Source organism: Burkholderia semiarida (genome assembly GCF_029268935.1).
GTDB classification, from domain to species: domain Bacteria; phylum Pseudomonadota; class Gammaproteobacteria; order Burkholderiales; family Burkholderiaceae; genus Burkholderia; species Burkholderia semiarida.
Map to the genome: position 1 here is coordinate 913,039 of NZ_JAHLCL010000005.1, position 17,917 is coordinate 930,955.

The following is a 17,917-nucleotide window of genomic DNA, read 5'->3' on the forward strand; positions in this document are numbered from 1 at the left end:
TGACCGCGCAGACGGATCTGTACTCGGCGCAGCAGTCGCTGATCAGCGCGCGTCTGGCCCGCTGGACGAACCTGGTCGACCTGTACCGCGCGCTCGGCGGCGGGTGGATCCAGCGTGCCGGCGAAGCGCCGCGCGCGCCGGATGCGCCGGTCGACTACGACAAGGCGGCCGCGCCGGCGCCTGCGTCGGCAGCGGCGACGAACGGGTAAGCGCAGAGCGGGACAGGCGCGGTTTGCCGCGCTTGCGTGTCGAACCGGCTGTATGCGGAAACGAGAACGCCACGGACGAAAGTCCGTGGCGTTTTTTTGCGCTGACGGATCGAGCGCGGACAAGGCGTTGTCGTGCCGATGCGTGCGCCGCGTTGCGCTTGTACCAATTACGCCAATCACATCAATCTGTGCCGATCCGCGGTCGGTCGACATGGCGCATCGTGCCGCCGGCGACCGCCTTCCCGCGCGATGCAGGCTCGCGCGAGCATCACGCGTGGCCCCGCATCCTCAAAGCAAAACGCCACGGCATGCCGTGGCGTTCGTCGTTACCGCTTCGCGCCATCATCCGGCGCGGCGCGATCAGTGATGCAGATCGACAGGCCGCCCGTCGAAATCATGCCCCGCGCGACGGATCTCGCACTTCGCCTCCTTTTCCCCCTTCACGCCGTTGAACACGATGTTCAGGATCACGGCCGTGGCCGACGCCAGCAGGATGCCGCTGTGCAGGATCGGTGCAAGCGCGGGCGGCAGCTTCGAGAAGAAGTGCGGCGACACGACCGGCACGAGGCCCATGCCGACGCTCACGGCGACGATGAACAGGTTGTGCGAGTGGTTCACGAAGTCGACCTTCGACAGCACCTTGATGCCGTTCGCGGCGACCATCCCGAACATCACGATGCCTGCGCCGCCGAGCACGAACGGCGGCACCGACGCGACGACCTGCGCCATCTTCGGAAACAGGCCGAGCAGCACGAGGATCACGCCGCCCGTCGCACACACGAAACGGCTCTTCACGCCCGTCACGCCGATCAGGCCGACGTTCTGCGAGAACGACGTATGCGGGAACGAGTTGAAGATGCCGCCGATCAGCGTGCCGAGGCCGTCGACGCGCAGGCCGCGCACGAGGCGCTCCTGGTTGACCGGGCGATCGACCATGTCGCCGACCGCGAGGAACATCCCGGTCGATTCGATGAACGTGACGAACATCACCGTGACCATCGTCACGATCGACAGCGGGTCGAAGTGCGGCAGGCCGAAGTGGAACGGCATCACGAAGCCGACCCACGGCGCATGCGCCACGCCGTCGGTGTTCACGCGGCCGAGCGCGAATGCGATCACGAAGCCGGCGACGATGCCGAGCAGCACCGAGATGTTCGCGATGAAGCCGCGGCCGTACTTGTTGATCAGCAGGATCAGCGTGAGCACGAGCAGCGACAGGCCGAGATAGACGGGGCTGCCGTACTCGGGGTTGCCGACGCCGCCGGCCGCCCAGTTGATGCCGACTTCCATCAGCGACAGCCCGATCACGGCGATCACCGTGCCGACCACCACCGGCGGGAAGAACCGCAGCAGCTTGCCGATCATCGGCGCGAGCACGATGCCGATGATGCCGGCCGCGATGGTCGAGCCGAAGATGTCGAGAATGCCGAGGCCGGGGTTCGTGCCGATCGCGATCATCGGACCGACGGCCGCGAACGTGCAGCCCATGATGACGGGCAGGCGGATCCCGAAGATCCACAGGCCCAGCGTCTGGATCAGCGTGGCGATGCCGCACGAAAACAGATCGGCGCTGATCAGGAACGCGATCTGGTCTTTCGGCAGCTTGAGCGCCGCGCCGACGATGAGCGGCACGGCGACGGCGCCGGCGTACATGACGAGGACGTGCTGCAGGCCAAGCGTTACCAGCTTGCCGGTCGGCAGCACCTCATCGCACGGATGGACCGTGTTCGATTGCATCTGTCTCACTCCATGATCTTGTTTTCGGGGTGATACGAAGTTATTCGGAATGAATCCATGCAACAAGAGCACTGGGTTCTATTCCGTTCTTTGCTGGTTCGATATGCCATGTCGGTATGGAACGGGGGGGCGATCATCGGGAAACTGCCGCGGGAGTGACGCGTACCGGTTTTATAGCGCTTCAAAATAGCGCCGGCCCCCCTGTCAAATATGGGGTGCTTTATGGTGTGTATCGCGCGGGCCGCATAGTGGCAAAAAAGGGCGTACGGAAAACGTGCCGGGTTAACCCGCGAGCGGCCGCTTTTGCGTGCAAGGTGCGGCCTCGTCAATCTCCCGGCCGGCAGCACGTTCGATGTGTCGGCGCGGCGGCAAAAACCGGAGCGCGCATCGCGATCCCGTTATCATCGACATCCGTTCATCCGAATCTCCCTTCACGTCATGCGCCTGCTCGGAATCGACCTCGGCACCGGCTCCGTCAAACTCGTCACGCTCGATGCCGACGGCGTCGAGCGGGCCGTCGCGAGCGAACCTTACGGGTTGTCGTCGCTGCAGCCCGGCTGGGCGGAAATCGCGCCCGCCACGTGGTGGCAGGCGCTCGTGCGCGCCGCCGCGCGGCTGCCGGCCGACGAGCGCGCGCAGGTCGCGGCGATCGGTTTTTCGGGCCAGATGCATGGCGTCGTGCTGATCGACGCGGCCGGCGAGCCGGTGCGGCCTGCGCTGCTGTGGCCGGACACACGCGCGGTGCGCGAGGCCGACGCGGCCGACCGGCACGCCGCCGGATTGCCCGTCGCTCCGAATCCCGTCGCGCCCGGCATGGCCGGCCCGCTGTTGCGTTGGCTCGCCACGCACGAACCCGACGCGCTGCGCGCCGCACGCTGGGCCGTGCAGCCGAAGGACTGGCTGCGCATCGTGCTCGGCGGCGACGTCGCGGCCGATCCGAGCGACGCGTGCGCAACGGCGCTCGCGACGCCCGACGGCGCGTGGGACAGCGCATTGATCGAGGCGCTCGGCCTGCCGGGCGACCGCTTTGCGCCGGTGCGTGCGTCCACCGCGCGCTGCGGCGTGCTCGGCGCGCAGGCCGCCGCCGCGCTCGGCCTGCCGGCTGGCGTGCCGCTCGCGACAGGCGCGGCCGACACCGCCTGCGCGGCGCTCGGCAGCGGGCTGGCCGCGGCAGGCGACGCGCTGCTGACGACCGGCAGCGGCGGCCAGATCGTCGTGCTCGCGGATACGCTGCCGCCCGCGCGACGCGGACTGCATCGCTATCGTGCGGCGGCCGGCGGCGGCTATTACACGATGGCGGCGATGCAGAACGTCGGGCTCGCGCTCGAAGCCGTGCGCGGTTGGCTCGGCTATGCGCGATGGGCCGATGCGTACGACGATGCGTTCGCGCAGCCGGCGTCCGAGCGGCTGTGCTTCCTGCCGTACCTGAGCGGTGAGCGTTCGCCGTGGATGAACCCCGATGCGCGCGGCGGCTGGCTCGGCCTCGGGCTCGGCGACACGCGCGGCGCGATGATGCGCGCCGCGTTCGAAGGCGTCGCGTTCGCGTTGCGCGCGGGGCTCGATGCGATCCGCGACGCCGACCCCGGCGACGCGGTGGCGACGCTGCGCCTCGCGGGCGGCGGCTCGGTCGATCCGCGCTGGCGCCAGTTGCTCGCCGACGCGCTCGGCGCGTCGCTGCACGCGATCGATTGCCCGAACGCCGCGACGCGGGGCGCCGCACTGCTCGCGGGCGTCGCGATCGGGCATTGGCGTGAAGAGGCGTTGCACGCGCTGGCGCCGACGGCGTCGCCCGTCGCCGCACCGCAAGACGACCGCCCGCTGGCCGCACGTTACGCGCGCTTCGTCGATCTGTACGCCCGCACGGATGCATGGTTCACGACGGGCGTTTAAACTCGGACACTTGTTCTTTTGCGTCAGCGATGACGCATCCTGGCAAGCCGGTGGCCGTTTCCCGCACGCGATGCGCGCCGGGAGCGGCCATCATGGCGAGCACGAGATTCTTGCGCCGTGCCGCGCGGCACGGCTTCGACCGCTTTGCATGAGTCCCGGGCCGGCACCGACACGCCGGCCCGGGCCGATCTCACCGACACACAGGAGTGACACGATGAAAACGAAAGCCGCGATTGCATGGAAGGCGGGTGCGCCGCTGACGATCGAGGAAGTCGATCTCGAAGGGCCGCGCGCCGGCGAAGTGCTGATCGAAGTGAAGGCGACGGGCATCTGCCACACCGACTACTACACGCTGTCGGGCGCCGATCCGGAAGGGATCTTCCCGGCGATCCTCGGCCATGAAGGCGCGGGCGTGGTGGTCGACGTCGGCCCCGGCGTCGGCACCGTACGCAAGGGCGACCACGTGATTCCGCTCTACACGCCCGAATGCCGCGAGTGCAAGTTCTGCCTGTCGCGCAAGACCAACCTGTGCCAGAAGATCCGCGCGACGCAGGGCAAGGGCCTGATGCCCGACGCGACGTCGCGCTTCTCGCTCGACGGCAAGCCGCTGTTCCACTACATGGGTACGTCGACGTTCTCGAACTACATCGTCGTGCCGGAAATCGCGGTGGCCAAGGTGCGCGAGGACGCGCCGTTCGACAAGATCTGCTACATCGGCTGCGGCGTGACGACGGGCGTGGGCGCGGTCGTGTACTCGGCGAAGGTCGAGGCCGGCGCGAACGTGGTCGTGTTCGGCCTCGGCGGGATCGGCCTGAACGTGATCCAGGGCGCGAAGATGGTCGGCGCGGACAAGATCATCGGCGTCGACATCAATCCGAAGCGCGTCGAGCTCGCGAAGAAGTTCGGGATGACGCACTTCATCAACCCGAACGAAGTCGAGAACGTCGTCGACCACATCGTGCAATTGACCGACGGCGGCGCCGACTATTCGTTCGAATGCGTCGGCAACGTGAAGCTGATGCGCCAGGCGCTCGAGTGCACGCACAAGGGCTGGGGCCAGTCGTTCATCATCGGCGTGGCGGCAGCGGGCGAGGAAATCAGCACGCGTCCGTTCCAGCTCGTCACGGGCCGTGAATGGAAGGGCTCGGCGTTCGGCGGCGCGCGCGGGCGCACCGACGTGCCGAAGATCGTCGACTGGTACATGGAAGGCAAGATCAACATCGACGACCTGATCACGCACACGCTGCCGCTCGAGCGGATCAACGAAGGCTTCGACCTGATGAAGGCCGGCGAGTCGATCCGCTCGGTCGTGCTGTACTGACCGGGGGCGCACCGCCATGCTCGAACTCGTTTCCTCGCATGCGTGCCACGGCGGCGAGCAGCGTTTCTACCGTCACGATTCGGCGGCCATCGGCCTGCCGATGAAGTTCTCGGTGTACCTGCCGCCGCAGGCCGCGCAGAAGCGCGTGCCGGCGCTGTTCTATCTCGCGGGGCTCACGTGCACCGACGAGACGTTCGCGGTCAAGGCCGGCGCGCAGCAATACGCGGCGCAGCACGGAATCGCGCTCGTGATGCCCGATACGAGCCCGCGCGGCGCCGGCGTGCCGGGCGAGACGGATGCGTGGGATTTCGGCGTCGGCGCGGGTTTCTACGTCGATGCGACCGAGGCGCCGTGGTCGACGCATTACCGGATGGAGTCGTACGTGACGGGTGAGCTGCGCGAGCTCGTCGTGGCCGAGTTGCCGATCGACGGCGCGCGGCTCGGCATCTTCGGCCACTCGATGGGCGGGCACGGTGCGCTGACGCTCGCGTTGCGTCATCCGGGCCTGTACCGGTCGGTGTCGGCGTTCGCGCCGATCGCCGCGCCGACGCGCTGCCCGTGGGGCGAGAAGGCATTCTCGGGCTACCTCGGCGCCGATCGCGAGGCGTGGAAGGCGCATGACGCGAGCGAGCTGGTCGCGCGCGCCGATGCGCCGAAGTTCGCGGACGGCATCCTCGTCGATCAGGGGCTGGCCGATCAGTTCCTCGCGAACCAGTTGAACCCCGACGTATTCGAAGCCGCATGCGCGAAGGCCGGCCAACCGCTGACGCTGCGCCGCCATCCGGGCTACGACCACGGGTACTACTTCATCTCGACGTTCATCGCCGATCACCTCGCGCATCATGCGCGTGCACTTGCGCGGTGAGTAGCGGCGCAAGCAGGTAACGCATCCGGTGCGCATGAAAAAACGCCGGCGCTGCCCTCGGGCACGCCGGCGTTTTGATTGGCATCGGGCGGCGCCCGTCGCGCCGATCAGTTGCGTCGCAGCAGGCTCGCCCCATACACGAGCGCCGACAGCGCGGTGATCCAGAAGCTCGTCGGCCAATCGGTGTGATACGCGAGCACGATGCCGGCCCACGCTTCGAACAGCGCGAACAGCGCGGCGAGCAGCACGCCCGTCGACAGCCGCGTCGACACATTCTGCGCGGCCGCCGCCGGCCCGACGAGCAGCGTGAACACGAGCAGCACGCCGACGATCTGCGTCGCCGCGGCCACCGCGAGCGCGCACACCGCGAGGAACAGCATCGACACCGTGCGCAGCGACACGCCCTTGGCTTCGGCCAGTTCCGGCTGCAGCGATGCGAACAGCAGCGGCCGCGCGATCAGCGCGAGCGCGGCGAGGCTCACCGCGCCGATGCCGGCGAGCACCGCGAGCGTGTCGTGGCTGACCGCGAGCACGTTGCCGAACAGCAGCGCGGTGACCTGCGTCGCGAACGACGTATAGAAATGCAGGAACAGCAGGCCGAAGCCGAGCGCGCCGGACAGGATCACGCCGATCGCGACGTCGCGGCCCGCGAGCCTTTCGCCGAGCGCGCCCATCCCGATCCCGGCCGCGAGCGTGAAGCCGACCATCCCCCAGATCGGCGAGATGCCGAGCAGCACCGCGCCCGTCGCGCCGGTGAAGCCGACGTGCGACAGCGCGTGGCCCGCGAAGGTCTGCCCGCGCAGCACCAGGAAGTAGCCGACGATGCCCGCGAGCACCGCGACGATTCCCGACGCCGCGAAGGCGTTGATCATGAAGTCGTATTCAAACATCGTGCGAATGCCCGGGATGAGCGTGTCCGTGGTGGTGATGGCCGTGGCTGCCGCCGTGCGAGTGGCCGTCGTCGTCCTCGTGTTCGTGATCGTGCTTCTCGATTTCGACGTCGCCCGACATCACGAAGATCTTGCCGTTCACGCGCATCACGTCGATCGGCGATCCATAGAGCCGCGACAGCACGGGCTTCGTGATCACCTCGTCGACGGTGCCGAGCGCGGCCACGCCGTTGCCGAGATACAGCACGCGGTCGAGCGCGTTCAGCAGCGGATTCAGTTCGTGCGCGGAGAACAGCACGGTGATGCCGAGTTCGCGCTGCACGTTGCGCACGAGTTCGACGACGCCGCGCTGATGGTTCGGGTCGAGGCTGATCAGCGGCTCGTCGAGCAGCAGCAGCTTGGGGTTGCCGAGCAGGCATTGCGCGAGCAGCAGGCGCTGCCGTTCGCCGCCGGACAGTTCGGACAGCGGCCGGCGCGCGAGCGACGGGCCGCCGACGAGATCGAGCACGCGATCGACGTCGCGGCGCGTGGCCGCATTCGTGTGCGGCAGGCCCCAGCGATGGCCGTCGGCGGCCATCGCGACGAAATCGTAGCCGCGCATCCGGCGGTTCGCGAGGCCGCTCCTGATCTGCGGCATGTAGCCGATCGACGCGTTGCCGCGCGCGACCGGCACGCCGCCGACCGACAGCGTGCCGGCCGACACGGGGACGAGGCCGAGCACCGCGCGCATCAGCGTCGTCTTGCCCGCGCCGTTCGGCCCGAGCACGCCGACGAATTCGCCGGGCTCGATCGAGAAGCTGACGTCGCGCAGGATCGTGCGGCCGCCCAGTTCGAGCGTGACGCGATCGACTGCGAGGGCGTGGGGAGTGGCGGTCATGTCGTGACGGTTGTCGGTTACTTGCCGGCCGAAAGCGCGTTGCCGAGCGCGTCGAGCTGGCTGGTCATCCATTGCTGGAAGGTCTTGCCGGCCGGCTGCGTCTCGGTGACGCTGACGGTCGGCACGCCGCCGTCGCGCGCGATCTTCAGCATGCGCCTGGTCATCGGTTCCTCGGCCTGGCTGTTGTAGATCAGCGCGCGTACCTGCTTCTTGCGCAGGTCGTTCTCGAACGCGGCGACGTCCTGCGCGCTTGCCTCGGTGTCGTTCATCGTCGCGAGCTGGAAGCGCTGGTTGCGCATGTCGAGGCCGATCGCGTCGGACATATAGCCGAATACGGGCTCGGTGGCCGTCACGGGCACGCCCTTGTACTTCGCGCGCAGTGCGGCGACCTTGTCGTCGACGGGTTTCAGCGACGCGACGAATTTCTGCAGGTTCGCGTCGTACTCGGCCTTGTTCGCTGGGTCGGCGCGGCCGAGCTCGGCCGCGATCGCGCGTGCGGCCGCCGGCATCGTCGCCGGGTCGTACCAGAGGTGCGGGTTGTCGCCGGCCTTCTTGCCGACGAGATCGGCGACGACGATCGTCGCGCGCTTCGCCTGTTTCGACGCGCCGAGCAGCTTGCCCATCCATGGATCGTAATCGGCGCCGTTGTAGATCACGACCTGCGCGTGCTGGAGCGCGCGAGCCGTCTTCGGGCTCGCTTCGAACAGGTGCGGATCCTGATCCGGATTGCTGAGGATGCTGGTGACCGCGACGTGGCGGCCGCCGATCTGCGACGCGACGTCGCCGTAGAAATTCTCCGCGGCGACGACGTTGACGGGCGCGGCCAGCGCGACCACGGGCGCGGCGAACGACAGCGCGGCGACGGCGGCGGCCAGCCAGCGGACAGGCGACAGGGCGCGCCGCGGCGCGCGCTTCAGGGCAATGGACATGGAACTCCTCGTTGGAAGGGCGGCGCGTACGCCGCGCGATTCGGCGTCAGCGCTGCGCGGGCTTGCGCTTGCAGTGCCCGCACAGGCCGCTCAGCTCGACGACCTGATGGTGGACTTCGAACCCATGCGCGGGCTCGCTCGCGGACAACTGCTTCGCGAGGTCGCCGCCGGGAATCTCGACGGTGTCGCCGCACGAATCGCAGATCAGGAACTGGCCTTCGTGCGGCACGCCGATCTCGCAGCACGCGAAGAACGCGTTCTTCGATTCGATCCGGTGGATGAAGCCGTGCTCGACGAGGAAATCCAGCGCGCGGTAGACGGTGGTCGGCGGCACGCGGCCGCGTTGCGGTTCGAGTTCGGCGAGCAGGTCGTACGCGCCGATCGGGCGCTGCGCGGCCAGCACGCGTTCGTAGACCTGGCGGCGCAGCGGCGTCCACGCGAGCCCGTGCTCGGCGGCGAATGCGTCGGCCCGGGACAGCCGGGCGTCAATGGACGATGAGGTAGCCATGGCGTGAAGCAGGCGATGAAACACAGTATCGCGATGATATAACGTATCGCCGCGCCGTGCAGCGCGAATTCCGTTTTCCGTCCTCGCTCCGTCCCCGTCGCCGCCGATGCCACTGCGTCGCACCGTACGCGCCGCGCCTTGCCGTGCGGGCGCGGCGGGGCGTCGTCGTCCGCCGCCGTGCCGCAGCGCGTCATAGAAAGCCGTCACGTCGTCTTGACAGCACGTATCGCGTATCCGATCATTCGATCACTAACAGAGCAATTGATCGGTCGCCGAGCGTTCGCTCACTTCGCGACCGGCATGCAACAGAACGAACCGGAGACAGCCAGTGAGACTGGAAGACAAGGTCGCGATCCTGACGGGCGCCGCAAGCGGCATCGGCGAGGCGGTCGCGCAACGCTATCTGGACGAGGGCGCGCGCTGCGTGCTCGTCGACGTGAAGCCGGCGGGCGGCTCGCTCGCGCGGCTGATCGAGGCCAACCCCGGCCGCGCGGTGGCCGTCACCGCCGACGTCACGCGCCGCGACGACATCGATCGGATCGTCGCGACGGCGGTCGAGCGCTTCGGCGGCGTCGACATCCTGTTCAACAACGCGGCGCTGTTCGACATGCGCCCGCTCCTCGACGAATCGTGGGACGTGTTCGACCGGCTGTTCTCGGTCAACGTGAAAGGGCTGTTCTTCCTGATGCAGGCGGTCGCGCAACGCATGGTCGAGCAGGGGCGCGGCGGCAAGATCGTCAACATGTCGTCGCAGGCCGGCCGTCGCGGCGAGGCGCTCGTTTCGCACTACTGCGCGACCAAGGCCGCGGTGATCAGCTATACGCAGTCGGCCGCGCTCGCGCTCGCGCCGCACCGGATCAACGTGAACGGCATCGCGCCGGGCGTGGTCGACACGCCGATGTGGGAACAGGTCGATGCGCTGTTCGCGCGCTACGAGAACCGGCCGCTCGGCGAGAAGAAGCGGCTCGTGGGCGAAGCCGTGCCGCTCGGCCGCATGGGCGTGCCGGGCGACCTGACGGGCGCCGCGCTGTTCCTCGCATCGGCCGACGCCGACTACATCACCGCCCAGACGCTGAACGTCGACGGCGGCAACTGGATGAGCTGAAAATGCCGCCGCTCGCACGCGCCGTTCGCGAGCCGGCCCGCTACGCGGCGGCAGCGCCGCACGCCGCGGCCGCCGTCGAACGAGGAGGGCTCGCCTGATGGCCGAGATCGTCGTCGCCGGCGAACTGCTGGCCGAATTCGTCGCCGCCGAGCGCGGCCAGGGCTTCGATGTGCCGGGACTCTTCGCCGGCCCGTTCCCGAGCGGCGCGCCGGCGATCTTCGCCGACCAGGCCGCGCGGCTCGGCGCGCGCGTCGCATATGCGGGCTGCGTCGGCCGAGACGCGTTCGGCGATGCGATCGTCGCGCGGCTCGCCCGCGACGGCGTGGACGTCGCGCGCATTCGCCGCGTCGCACGGCCGACCGGCACCGCGTTCGTCGCGTATCGCGACGACGGCTCGCGCAGTTTCGTCTTCACGCTGTCGACCAGTGCCGCGGCATGCGTCGATGCGTCCGACGTCGACACCGCGATGTTCGACGGCTGTCGCTATTTTCACGTGATGGGCTCGTCGCTGACGAGCGAATCGGCGATCGCGGCCGTGCAGCGCGGCGTGATCGAGGCCGCGCGCGCGGGAGCCAAGGTGTCGTTCGATCCGAACGTGCGGCCCGAAATGCTGAGTTTCCGCCCGATGCGCGCGGCCCTCGACGAGATGCTCGCCGCGTGCCACCTGTTCCTGCCGAGCGAAGCCGACCTGCCGTTCTTCTGCGGGCCGCAGTCGGCCGAGCGCACGATCGCCGGCCTGCTCGCGACGCATCCGCTGCTCGAGCGTGTCGTGCTCAAACGCGGTGCGCAAGGCAGCGTCGCATTCGATCGTGCGAGCCGCGTCGACGCGCAGGCTTATCCGGTCGACGAAGCCGATCCGACCGGCGCCGGCGACTGCTTCGGCGGCACGCTGGTCGCGAGCCTCGTCGCGGGCATGGCGATCGACGTCGCGTTGCGTCGCGCGAACGCGGCCGGCGCGATCGCGGTCACGCGGCGCGGCCCGATGGAAGGCAACAGCAGCGCGGCCGAGATCGACCGCTTCCTGACCGAACGAGGTATCGCATGTCCGGCCTGACGACCGTTGCCGAGCGCACGCGCACCGCGCATGCAGGCACCGTGCTGCGGATGATCTTCGACGCGAACCGCGCGGACGCGCAGCGCGGCATCTATTCGATCTGCAGCGCGCACCGGCTCGTGCTGGAGGCCGCGTGCGAAGCCGCGCGCGCGGACGGCTCGCCGCTGCTGATCGAGGCGACCTGCAACCAGGTGAACCATCTCGGCGGCTATACGGGCATGACGCCGGCGGATTTTCGCCGCGACGTCGATGCGATCGCCGCGCGCTGCGGGCTCGCGCCGTCGGCGCTCGTGCTCGGCGGCGACCATCTCGGCCCGAACCCGTGGCGGCACCGCCGCGCGGCCGATGCGATGCGCGAGGCCGGTGCGATGGTCGCGGCCTACGTCGAAGCCGGTTTCGAAAAGATCCATCTCGACGCGAGCATGGCGTGCGCGGACGATCCGGCGCGGCTCGACGATCGCACGATCGCCGCGCGCGCGGCCGAGCTGTGCCGCGTCGCGGAAGACGCGGCGGCGCGCGCCGGAATCGCGCCCGTCTACGTGATCGGCACCGAGGTACCGACGCCGGGCGGCGAGGTGAGCGGCGAGGCCGGCAACGACGCCGGCGACGACGCGATCGCGCGGATCGAGGTCACGCGCAGCGACAGCATCGCGGCGACGCTCGACGCGCACCGCCGCGCCTTCACGGCGGCCGGGCTCGACGACGCATGGACGCGCGTCGTCGCGATCGTCGCGCAGCCGGGCGTCGACTTCGACGATCGCCACGTGCTCGATTACGACAGCGCCAAGGCGGCGTCGCTCGGCGCGAGTATCCTGCAGACACCGCGCCTCGTGTTCGAAGCGCATTCGACCGATTATCAGACCGAAGACGCGCTCGCCGCGCTCGTGCGCGACCACTTCGCGGTGCTGAAGGTCGGCCCCGCGCTGACGTTCGCGCTGCGCGAGGCGCTGTTCGCGCTGACGTTCATCGAGGACGCGCTGATCGACGACGTCGCGCAGCGCTCGCGGTTGCGCGACGTCGTCGATGCGGCGATGCGCGCGCAGCCCGAACACTGGGCGCCGTACTACCGCGGCGACGAGACCGCGCAGCGGCTCGCGCGCCAGTTCAGCTACAGCGACCGCATCCGCTATTACTGGCTGCAGCCGGCCGTCGCGGCCGCGGTCGAGCAGCTGTTCGGCAACCTCGCGCGGCAGCCGGTGCCGGAAACGCTCGTCGCGCAATGGCTGCCGGACGTCTACGCGGCGTGCCGCGCGGGCGGCCTCGCGAAGGAGCCGCGCGCTTGGGTGCGCCACCGGATACGCGACGTGATCGCGCACTATGCGCGCGCGTGCGGGATGCAGCGGCCGGCATGACGGGCCGCGAAGGAAACGACGCAACACCGACCACATTTCGAACAATCACAGGAGACATGCCATGCAACGAAAGATGCTCGACGCCGCCGCACGCTGTTTCGCCTCTGCCGCGCTCGCGACGGCGGCGTGCGCGGCGTCCGCCGGCACGCTGACGATCGCGACGCTGAACAACCCCGACATGATCGAGTTGAAGAAGCTGTCGCCGGCGTTCGAGAAGGCGAACCCGGACATCAAGCTGAACTGGGTGATCCTCGAGGAGAACGTGCTGCGCCAGCGCGCGACGACCGACATCACGACCGGCAGCGGCCAGTTCGACGTGATGGCGATCGGCACCTATGAAACGCCGCAGTGGGGCAAGCGCGGCTGGCTCGCGCCGATCACGGGCCTGCCCGCCGACTACGACCTGAACGACATCGTCAAGACCGCGCGCGACAGCCTGTCGTACAACGGCCAGCTCTACGCGCTGCCGTTCTACGTCGAAAGCTCGATGACGTTCTACCGCAAGGACCTGTTCGCGGCGAAGGGGCTGAAGATGCCCGACCAGCCGACCTACGACCAGATCGCCGAATTCGCGGACAAGCTGACCGACAAGTCGAAGGGCACCTACGGGATCTGCCTGCGCGGCAAGGCCGGCTGGGGCGAGAACATGGCGTACGTGTCGACGGTCGTGAACACGTTCGGCGGACGCTGGTTCGACGAGAACTGGAACGCGCAGCTCACGTCGCCCGAGTGGAAGAAGGCGATCAATTTCTACGTGAACCTGCTGAAGAAGAACGGCCCGCCGGGCGCGAGCTCGAACGGCTTCAACGAGAACCTGACGCTGACCGCGTCCGGCAAGTGCGCGATGTGGATCGACGCGACGGTCGCGGCCGGGATGCTCTACAACAAGCAGCAGTCGCAGGTGGCCGACAAGATCGGCTTCGCGGCCGCGCCGGTCGCCGCGACGCCGAAGGGCTCGCACTGGCTGTGGGCGTGGGCGCTGGCCGTGCCGAAGACGTCGAAGCAGCAGGACGCCGCGCGCAAGTTCATCGCGTGGGCGACGTCGAAGCAGTACATCGAGATGGTCGGCAAGGACGAAGGCTGGGCGTCGGTGCCGCCGGGCACGCGTACGTCGACGTATCAGCGCGCGGAGTACAAGGCCGCCGCGCCGTTCTCGGACTTCGTGCTGAAGGCGATCGAGACGGCCGACCCGAACGACCCGTCGCTGAAGAAGGTGCCGTACACGGGCGTGCAGTACGTCGGGATTCCTGAATTCCAGTCGTTCGGCACGGTGGTCGGCCAGTCGATCGCGGGTGCGGTCGCGGGCCAGATGTCGGTCGACCAGGCGCTCGCCGCCGGCCAGGCCGCGGCCGATCGCGCGGTGCGGCAGGCCGGCTACAAGAAGTAACGCGCAAGTCGTCGCGCGGCCCGCATCGTGCGCCGTGGCACGCGGCGCGGGCCGGCGACGCTGACAGGCGGGCACGCCGTTCGCGCCCGCGCATCAACCGGAGGGACTCCGATCATGCGTCACCTGCGTCTTCCCCTGAGTCACGCTCACGCGCCGTCGGTCGGCGACGCGTCGTCGCCGCCCGGCGCGCCGCGCCGTGCGCGCGGCGGCGCGAGCTGGCTCGTGTCGCCGTCCGTCGCGGTGCTGCTGCTGTGGATGTCGATTCCGCTCGCGATGACGATCTGGTATTCGTTCTCGCGCTACAACCTGCTGAACCCGGACGTGAAGGGCTTCGCCGGGTTCGACAACTATCGCTTCCTCGCGACCGATCCGTCGTTCCTGCCCGCGATCTGGCACACGCTCGTGCTGATCGGCGCGGTGCTCGCGATCACGGTGGTCGGCGGCGTGCTGATGGCCGTGCTGTTCGACCGCAAGTTCTACGGGCAGGGCATCGCGCGCCTGCTCGCGATCGCGCCGTTCTTCGTGATGCCGACGGTCTCCGCGCTGATCTGGAAGAACATGATCCTGCATCCGGTGTACGGGCTCGTCGCGAACGCGATGCGCGCGCTCGGGATGACGCCGATCGACTGGTTCGCCGATTACCCGTTGACCGCGGTGATCATCATCGTCGCGTGGCAGTGGCTGCCGTTCGCGTTTTTGATCCTGTTCACCGCGATCCAGTCGCTCGACCAGGAACAGAAGGAAGCCGCGCGCATCGATGGCGCGGGCCCGATCGCGATGTTCTTCTACATCACGCTGCCGCACCTGAAGCGCGCGATCGCCGTGGTCGTGATGATGGAGACGATCTTCCTGCTGTCGATCTTCGCGGAAATCTACACGACGACGGGCGGCGGCCCCGGCGATGCGACGACCAACCTGTCTTACCTGATCTACGCGCTCGGCCTGCAGCAGTTCGACGTCGGCCTCGCGTCCGCGGGCGGCATCATCGCCGTCGTGGTCGCGAACGTCGTGTCGTTCTTCCTCGTGCGGATGCTCGCGCGCAACCTGAAGGGGGAGTACGAAAAATGAGCGACCTGACCCTGGCAGGCCGGCGCACGCCGGCCGTGTTCGACCTCGTGCGGCGCGCGCTGCCCGGCGCGCTCGCATGGCTGATCGCGCTCTTGCTGTTCTTCCCGATCTTCTGGATGGCGATCACCGCGTTCAAGACCGAGCAGCAGGCGTACGCGTCGTCGCTGTTGTTCATGCCGACGCTCGACAGCTTCCGCGAGGTGTTCGCGCGCAGCAACTACTTCGCGTTCGCGTGGAATTCGGTGCTGATCTCGGCCGGCGTCACGCTGATCTCGCTGCTGTTCGCGGTGCCGGCCGCATACGCGATGGCGTTCTTCCCGAACCACCGCACGCAGAAGGTGCTGCTGTGGATGCTGTCGACGAAGATGATGCCGTCGGTCGGCGTGCTGGTGCCGATCTACCTGCTGTGGAAGAACGCGGGGCTGCTCGATACGGTGTCGGGGCTCGTGATCGTCTACACGCTGATCAACCTGCCGATCGCGGTGTGGATGACCTTCACGTACTTCAACGAGATCCCGAAGGACATCCTGGAGGCCGGGCGCATCGACGGCGCGTCGACGTGGCAGGAGATCGTCTACCTGCTGATGCCGATGGCGCTGCCGGGGCTCGCGTCCACCGCGCTGCTGCTCGTGATCCTGTCGTGGAACGAGGCGTTCTGGAGCATCAACCTGTCGAGCTCGAACGCCGCGCCGCTGACCGTGTTCATCGCGTCGTATTCGAGCCCCGAAGGCTTGTTCTGGGCGAAGCTGTCCGCCGCGTCGCTGCTCGCGGTCGCGCCGATCCTGATCGTCGGCTGGCTGTCGCAGAAGCAGTTGGTGCGCGGGCTCACGTTCGGGGCGGTCAAGTGAGCGGCGCAAGCAAAGGCGCGGTCGGTCACGGCATGAACGTGCTGATCTGCGATTGCGACGGCGTGCTGATCGACAGCGAGGCCGTCGCCGCCGACGTGATCGTGCGCGAACTCGATGCGCGCTGGCCGGGCGTCGATGCGCGGCCGGCCGTGATGCCGCTGCTCGGGCTGCGCATCGAGCGCGTGCTGGCCGGTGCGTCCGAGGCGGTCGGCCGGACGCTGACGAACGACGATATCGACGCGATCCGCCGCGCGGTCGAGGCCGCGGCCGTGAATGCGCCGATGGTCGATGGCATCGATGCGGCGCTGGCCGCGATCGACCTGACGACGGCCTGCGCGAGCAACAGCTATCGCGCATACGTCGAGGCGGCGCTCGCGCGCACCGGCCTCGCGCGCTTCTTCGGCGACCGGCTGTTCTGCGCGGATTCGGTCGCGCGGCCGAAGCCGGCGCCGGACGTGTATCTCGCGGCCGCGCGCACGCTCGGCGCGGTGCCCGCGCAATGCCTCGTCGTCGAGGACAGCGTGACCGGCATCACCGCCGCGGCCGCGGCCGGCATGACCGTGCTCGGCTTCATCGGCGGCGGGCACGCATCGGCGGCCCAGATCGACGCACTGCGCGGGATCGGCGCGCGTCACGTATTCGACGACATGCACGAGCTGCCCGGCTACGTCGCGCGCTGGCAGGCGACGGGCGCGGTGCTGCCGAACTAGCAGGAACGAATGCGCGCCGCTCGATGCGGCGCATCACGAACGAACGGAGACAGATCATGGCAAGCGTGCTCCTGCGCAACATCGCGAAGCGCTACGACGACACCGAAGTGCTGCGCAACGTGAACCTCGACATCGCCGACGGCGAATTCGTCGTGTTCGTCGGCCCGAGCGGCTGCGGCAAATCCACGCTGATGCGGATGATCGCCGGGCTCGAGGACATCTCGAACGGCGACCTGCTGATCGACGGCGCGAAGGTCAACGACGTGCCGAGCGCGAAGCGCGGCATCGCGATGGTGTTCCAGTCGTATGCGCTGTACCCGCACATGACGCTGTACGACAACATGGCGTTCGGCCTGAAGCTCGCGGGCGCGAAGAAGCCCGAGATCGACCAGGCCGTGAAGCAGGCCGCGAAGATCCTCCACATCGACCACCTGCTCGACCGCAAGCCGAAGCAGCTGTCGGGCGGCCAGCGGCAGCGCGTCGCGATCGGCCGCGCGATCACGCGCAAGCCGAAGGTGTTCCTGTTCGACGAGCCGCTGTCGAACCTCGACGCCGCGCTGCGCGTGAAGATGCGGCTGGAATTCGCGCGGCTGCACGACGAGCTGAAGACGACGATGATCTACGTGACGCACGACCAGGTCGAGGCGATGACGCTCGCCGACAAGATCGTCGTGCTGTCGGGCGGCGCGGTGCAGCAGGTCGGCACGCCGAACGCGCTGTATCACGCGCCGGCGAACCAGTTCGTCGCGGGCTTCATCGGCTCGCCGAAGATGAACTTCCTGAAGGGCACGGTCGAATCGGCCGATGCGGGCGGCGTGCTCGTGCGGTTCGACAGCGGCGAGACGCAGCGTGTCGCGGTGGACGCTGCGGGGCTGCAGCGCGGCGCGGCGGTGACGGTCGGCGTGCGGCCCGAGCACCTGCTGGTCGATGCGGCGGCGCCGGGCGTCGCCGCGCGGACGATGGCCGTCGAGTCGCTCGGCGACGCCGCGTATCTGTATGCGGAGTCGGCCGTCGCGCCGGATGGGCTGGTCGCGCGGATTCCGCCGCTCGATACGTATCGCACCGGCGACGCGTTGCGCGTGCATGCGCAGGCCGAGCACTGCCATCTGTTCGACGAAAACGGGCAGGCGTTCCGGCGGTTGAGCGTGCACGCGAAGGCGGCGTGAG

At 68.7% G+C, this 17,917-nt stretch carries 16 protein-coding genes and 1 pseudogene; 12 read left to right on the forward strand and 5 right to left on the reverse strand.

Annotated features, from left to right (window positions below; genetic code table 11):
• Positions 1-209: pseudogene (locus KPB06_RS10910) on the forward strand (multidrug transporter); the annotation flags it as partial.
• Positions 210-569: 360 nt separating this feature from the next.
• Here KPB06_RS10910 and KPB06_RS10915 read toward each other — a convergent pair.
• Positions 570-1,946 carry a nucleobase:cation symporter-2 family protein gene (locus tag KPB06_RS10915; protein WP_275905578.1) on the reverse strand — a complete coding sequence of 459 codons (1,377 nt, stop codon included), beginning with the start codon at positions 1,944-1,946 and terminating at the stop codon, positions 570-572.
• A 438-nt stretch (positions 1,947-2,384) separates the two neighbouring features.
• Here KPB06_RS10915 and KPB06_RS10920 point away from each other — a divergent pair, with 438 nt between their 5' ends.
• The 3 genes from KPB06_RS10920 (at position 2,385) to fghA (ending at position 6,022) form a co-directional block, all read left to right on the forward strand.
• Positions 2,385-3,836, forward strand: a complete 1,452-nt coding sequence (locus tag KPB06_RS10920; protein ID WP_275905579.1) for a xylulokinase — start codon at positions 2,385-2,387, stop codon at positions 3,834-3,836.
• Between the two features lie 214 nt (positions 3,837-4,050).
• Positions 4,051-5,157 (forward strand): S-(hydroxymethyl)glutathione dehydrogenase/class III alcohol dehydrogenase, encoded by a 1,107-nt coding sequence (locus KPB06_RS10925; RefSeq protein WP_006483756.1) that lies wholly within the window; start codon positions 4,051-4,053, stop codon positions 5,155-5,157.
• A 16-nt stretch (positions 5,158-5,173) separates the two neighbouring features.
• Positions 5,174-6,022: an S-formylglutathione hydrolase gene (fghA, locus tag KPB06_RS10930; protein ID WP_275905580.1), complete on the forward strand. Its 849-nt coding sequence runs from the start codon at positions 5,174-5,176 to the stop codon at positions 6,020-6,022.
• 107 nt (positions 6,023-6,129) lie between these two features.
• Here the strand turns inward: fghA and KPB06_RS10935 are convergent, their stop codons facing one another.
• From KPB06_RS10935 to KPB06_RS10950, 4 genes are read right to left on the reverse strand one after another with little or no spacing between them, the layout of a single operon-like run.
• The gene (locus KPB06_RS10935) at positions 6,130-6,912 is read right to left on the reverse strand and encodes a metal ABC transporter permease (RefSeq protein ID WP_012329133.1); all 783 of its coding nucleotides are present in this window, start codon (positions 6,910-6,912) and stop codon (positions 6,130-6,132) included.
• On the reverse strand, positions 6,905-7,789 hold the full coding sequence (locus KPB06_RS10940) for an ABC transporter ATP-binding protein (protein WP_059578500.1): 885 nt from the start codon (positions 7,787-7,789) through the stop codon (positions 6,905-6,907). The genes KPB06_RS10935 and KPB06_RS10940 overlap by 8 nt, the downstream gene beginning before the upstream one ends.
• 17 nt (positions 7,790-7,806) lie before the next feature.
• Entirely contained in the window at positions 7,807-8,718 is a 912-nt protein-coding gene (locus KPB06_RS10945; protein WP_059578497.1) for a metal ABC transporter solute-binding protein, read from the reverse strand.
• Positions 8,719-8,764: 46 nt separating this feature from the next.
• Positions 8,765-9,226 (reverse strand): Fur family transcriptional regulator, encoded by a 462-nt coding sequence (locus KPB06_RS10950; RefSeq protein ID WP_011546084.1) that lies wholly within the window; start codon positions 9,224-9,226, stop codon positions 8,765-8,767.
• 328 nt (positions 9,227-9,554) lie between these two features.
• On the opposite strand from KPB06_RS10950, the gene KPB06_RS10955 reads away from it, so the two are divergent.
• The 8 genes from KPB06_RS10955 (at position 9,555) to KPB06_RS10990 (ending at position 17,916) form a co-directional block, all read left to right on the forward strand.
• Positions 9,555-10,331, forward strand: coding sequence for an L-iditol 2-dehydrogenase (locus tag KPB06_RS10955; protein WP_060313629.1), 777 nt, complete (start codon positions 9,555-9,557; stop codon positions 10,329-10,331).
• A gap of 97 nt (positions 10,332-10,428) precedes the next feature.
• The gene (locus KPB06_RS10960; RefSeq protein WP_275905581.1) at positions 10,429-11,385 is read left to right on the forward strand and encodes a sugar kinase; all 957 of its coding nucleotides are present in this window, start codon (positions 10,429-10,431) and stop codon (positions 11,383-11,385) included.
• Positions 11,373-12,737, forward strand: coding sequence for a D-tagatose-bisphosphate aldolase, class II, non-catalytic subunit (locus KPB06_RS10965; RefSeq protein ID WP_275905582.1), 1,365 nt, complete (start codon positions 11,373-11,375; stop codon positions 12,735-12,737). Before KPB06_RS10960 ends, KPB06_RS10965 begins: the two co-directional genes overlap by 13 nt.
• A gap of 61 nt (positions 12,738-12,798) precedes the next feature.
• Entirely contained in the window at positions 12,799-14,124 is a 1,326-nt protein-coding gene (locus KPB06_RS10970) for an ABC transporter substrate-binding protein (RefSeq protein ID WP_059578487.1), read from the forward strand.
• Between the two features lie 114 nt (positions 14,125-14,238).
• The gene (locus KPB06_RS10975; RefSeq protein WP_099316769.1) at positions 14,239-15,192 is read left to right on the forward strand and encodes a carbohydrate ABC transporter permease; all 954 of its coding nucleotides are present in this window, start codon (positions 14,239-14,241) and stop codon (positions 15,190-15,192) included.
• Positions 15,189-16,040, forward strand: a complete 852-nt coding sequence (locus tag KPB06_RS10980; RefSeq protein WP_059578484.1) for a carbohydrate ABC transporter permease — start codon at positions 15,189-15,191, stop codon at positions 16,038-16,040. Before KPB06_RS10975 ends, KPB06_RS10980 begins: the two co-directional genes overlap by 4 nt.
• Positions 16,041-16,072: 32 nt before the next feature.
• Positions 16,073-16,750, forward strand: coding sequence for an HAD family hydrolase (locus tag KPB06_RS10985; RefSeq protein ID WP_099316961.1), 678 nt, complete (start codon positions 16,073-16,075; stop codon positions 16,748-16,750).
• A 56-nt stretch (positions 16,751-16,806) separates the two neighbouring features.
• The gene (locus KPB06_RS10990; protein ID WP_275905583.1) at positions 16,807-17,916 is read left to right on the forward strand and encodes an ABC transporter ATP-binding protein; all 1,110 of its coding nucleotides are present in this window, start codon (positions 16,807-16,809) and stop codon (positions 17,914-17,916) included.
• The last annotated feature ends 1 nt before the right edge of the window (position 17,917 follow it).

What these genes read in the sequence shown, in the direction of transcription:
- KPB06_RS10915 (WP_275905578.1), bottom strand. Translation starts at nt 1,946, where the DNA reads ATGCAATCGAACACGGTCCATCCGTGCGATGAGGTGCTGCCGACCGGC.
- KPB06_RS10920 (WP_275905579.1), top strand. Translation starts at nt 2,385, where the DNA reads ATGCGCCTGCTCGGAATCGACCTCGGCACCGGCTCCGTCAAACTCGTC.
- KPB06_RS10925 (WP_006483756.1), top strand. Translation starts at nt 4,051, where the DNA reads ATGAAAACGAAAGCCGCGATTGCATGGAAGGCGGGTGCGCCGCTGACG.
- fghA (WP_275905580.1), top strand. Translation starts at nt 5,174, where the DNA reads ATGCTCGAACTCGTTTCCTCGCATGCGTGCCACGGCGGCGAGCAGCGT.
- KPB06_RS10935 (WP_012329133.1), bottom strand. Translation starts at nt 6,912, where the DNA reads ATGTTTGAATACGACTTCATGATCAACGCCTTCGCGGCGTCGGGAATC.
- KPB06_RS10940 (WP_059578500.1), bottom strand. Translation starts at nt 7,789, where the DNA reads ATGACCGCCACTCCCCACGCCCTCGCAGTCGATCGCGTCACGCTCGAA.
- KPB06_RS10945 (WP_059578497.1), bottom strand. Translation starts at nt 8,718, where the DNA reads ATGTCCATTGCCCTGAAGCGCGCGCCGCGGCGCGCCCTGTCGCCTGTC.
- KPB06_RS10950 (WP_011546084.1), bottom strand. Translation starts at nt 9,226, where the DNA reads ATGGCTACCTCATCGTCCATTGACGCCCGGCTGTCCCGGGCCGACGCA.
- KPB06_RS10960 (WP_275905581.1), top strand. Translation starts at nt 10,429, where the DNA reads ATGGCCGAGATCGTCGTCGCCGGCGAACTGCTGGCCGAATTCGTCGCC.
- KPB06_RS10965 (WP_275905582.1), top strand. Translation starts at nt 11,373, where the DNA reads ATGTCCGGCCTGACGACCGTTGCCGAGCGCACGCGCACCGCGCATGCA.
- KPB06_RS10970 (WP_059578487.1), top strand. Translation starts at nt 12,799, where the DNA reads ATGCAACGAAAGATGCTCGACGCCGCCGCACGCTGTTTCGCCTCTGCC.
- KPB06_RS10975 (WP_099316769.1), top strand. Translation starts at nt 14,239, where the DNA reads ATGCGTCACCTGCGTCTTCCCCTGAGTCACGCTCACGCGCCGTCGGTC.
- KPB06_RS10980 (WP_059578484.1), top strand. Translation starts at nt 15,189, where the DNA reads ATGAGCGACCTGACCCTGGCAGGCCGGCGCACGCCGGCCGTGTTCGAC.
- KPB06_RS10985 (WP_099316961.1), top strand. Translation starts at nt 16,073, where the DNA reads ATGAACGTGCTGATCTGCGATTGCGACGGCGTGCTGATCGACAGCGAG.
- KPB06_RS10990 (WP_275905583.1), top strand. Translation starts at nt 16,807, where the DNA reads ATGGCAAGCGTGCTCCTGCGCAACATCGCGAAGCGCTACGACGACACC.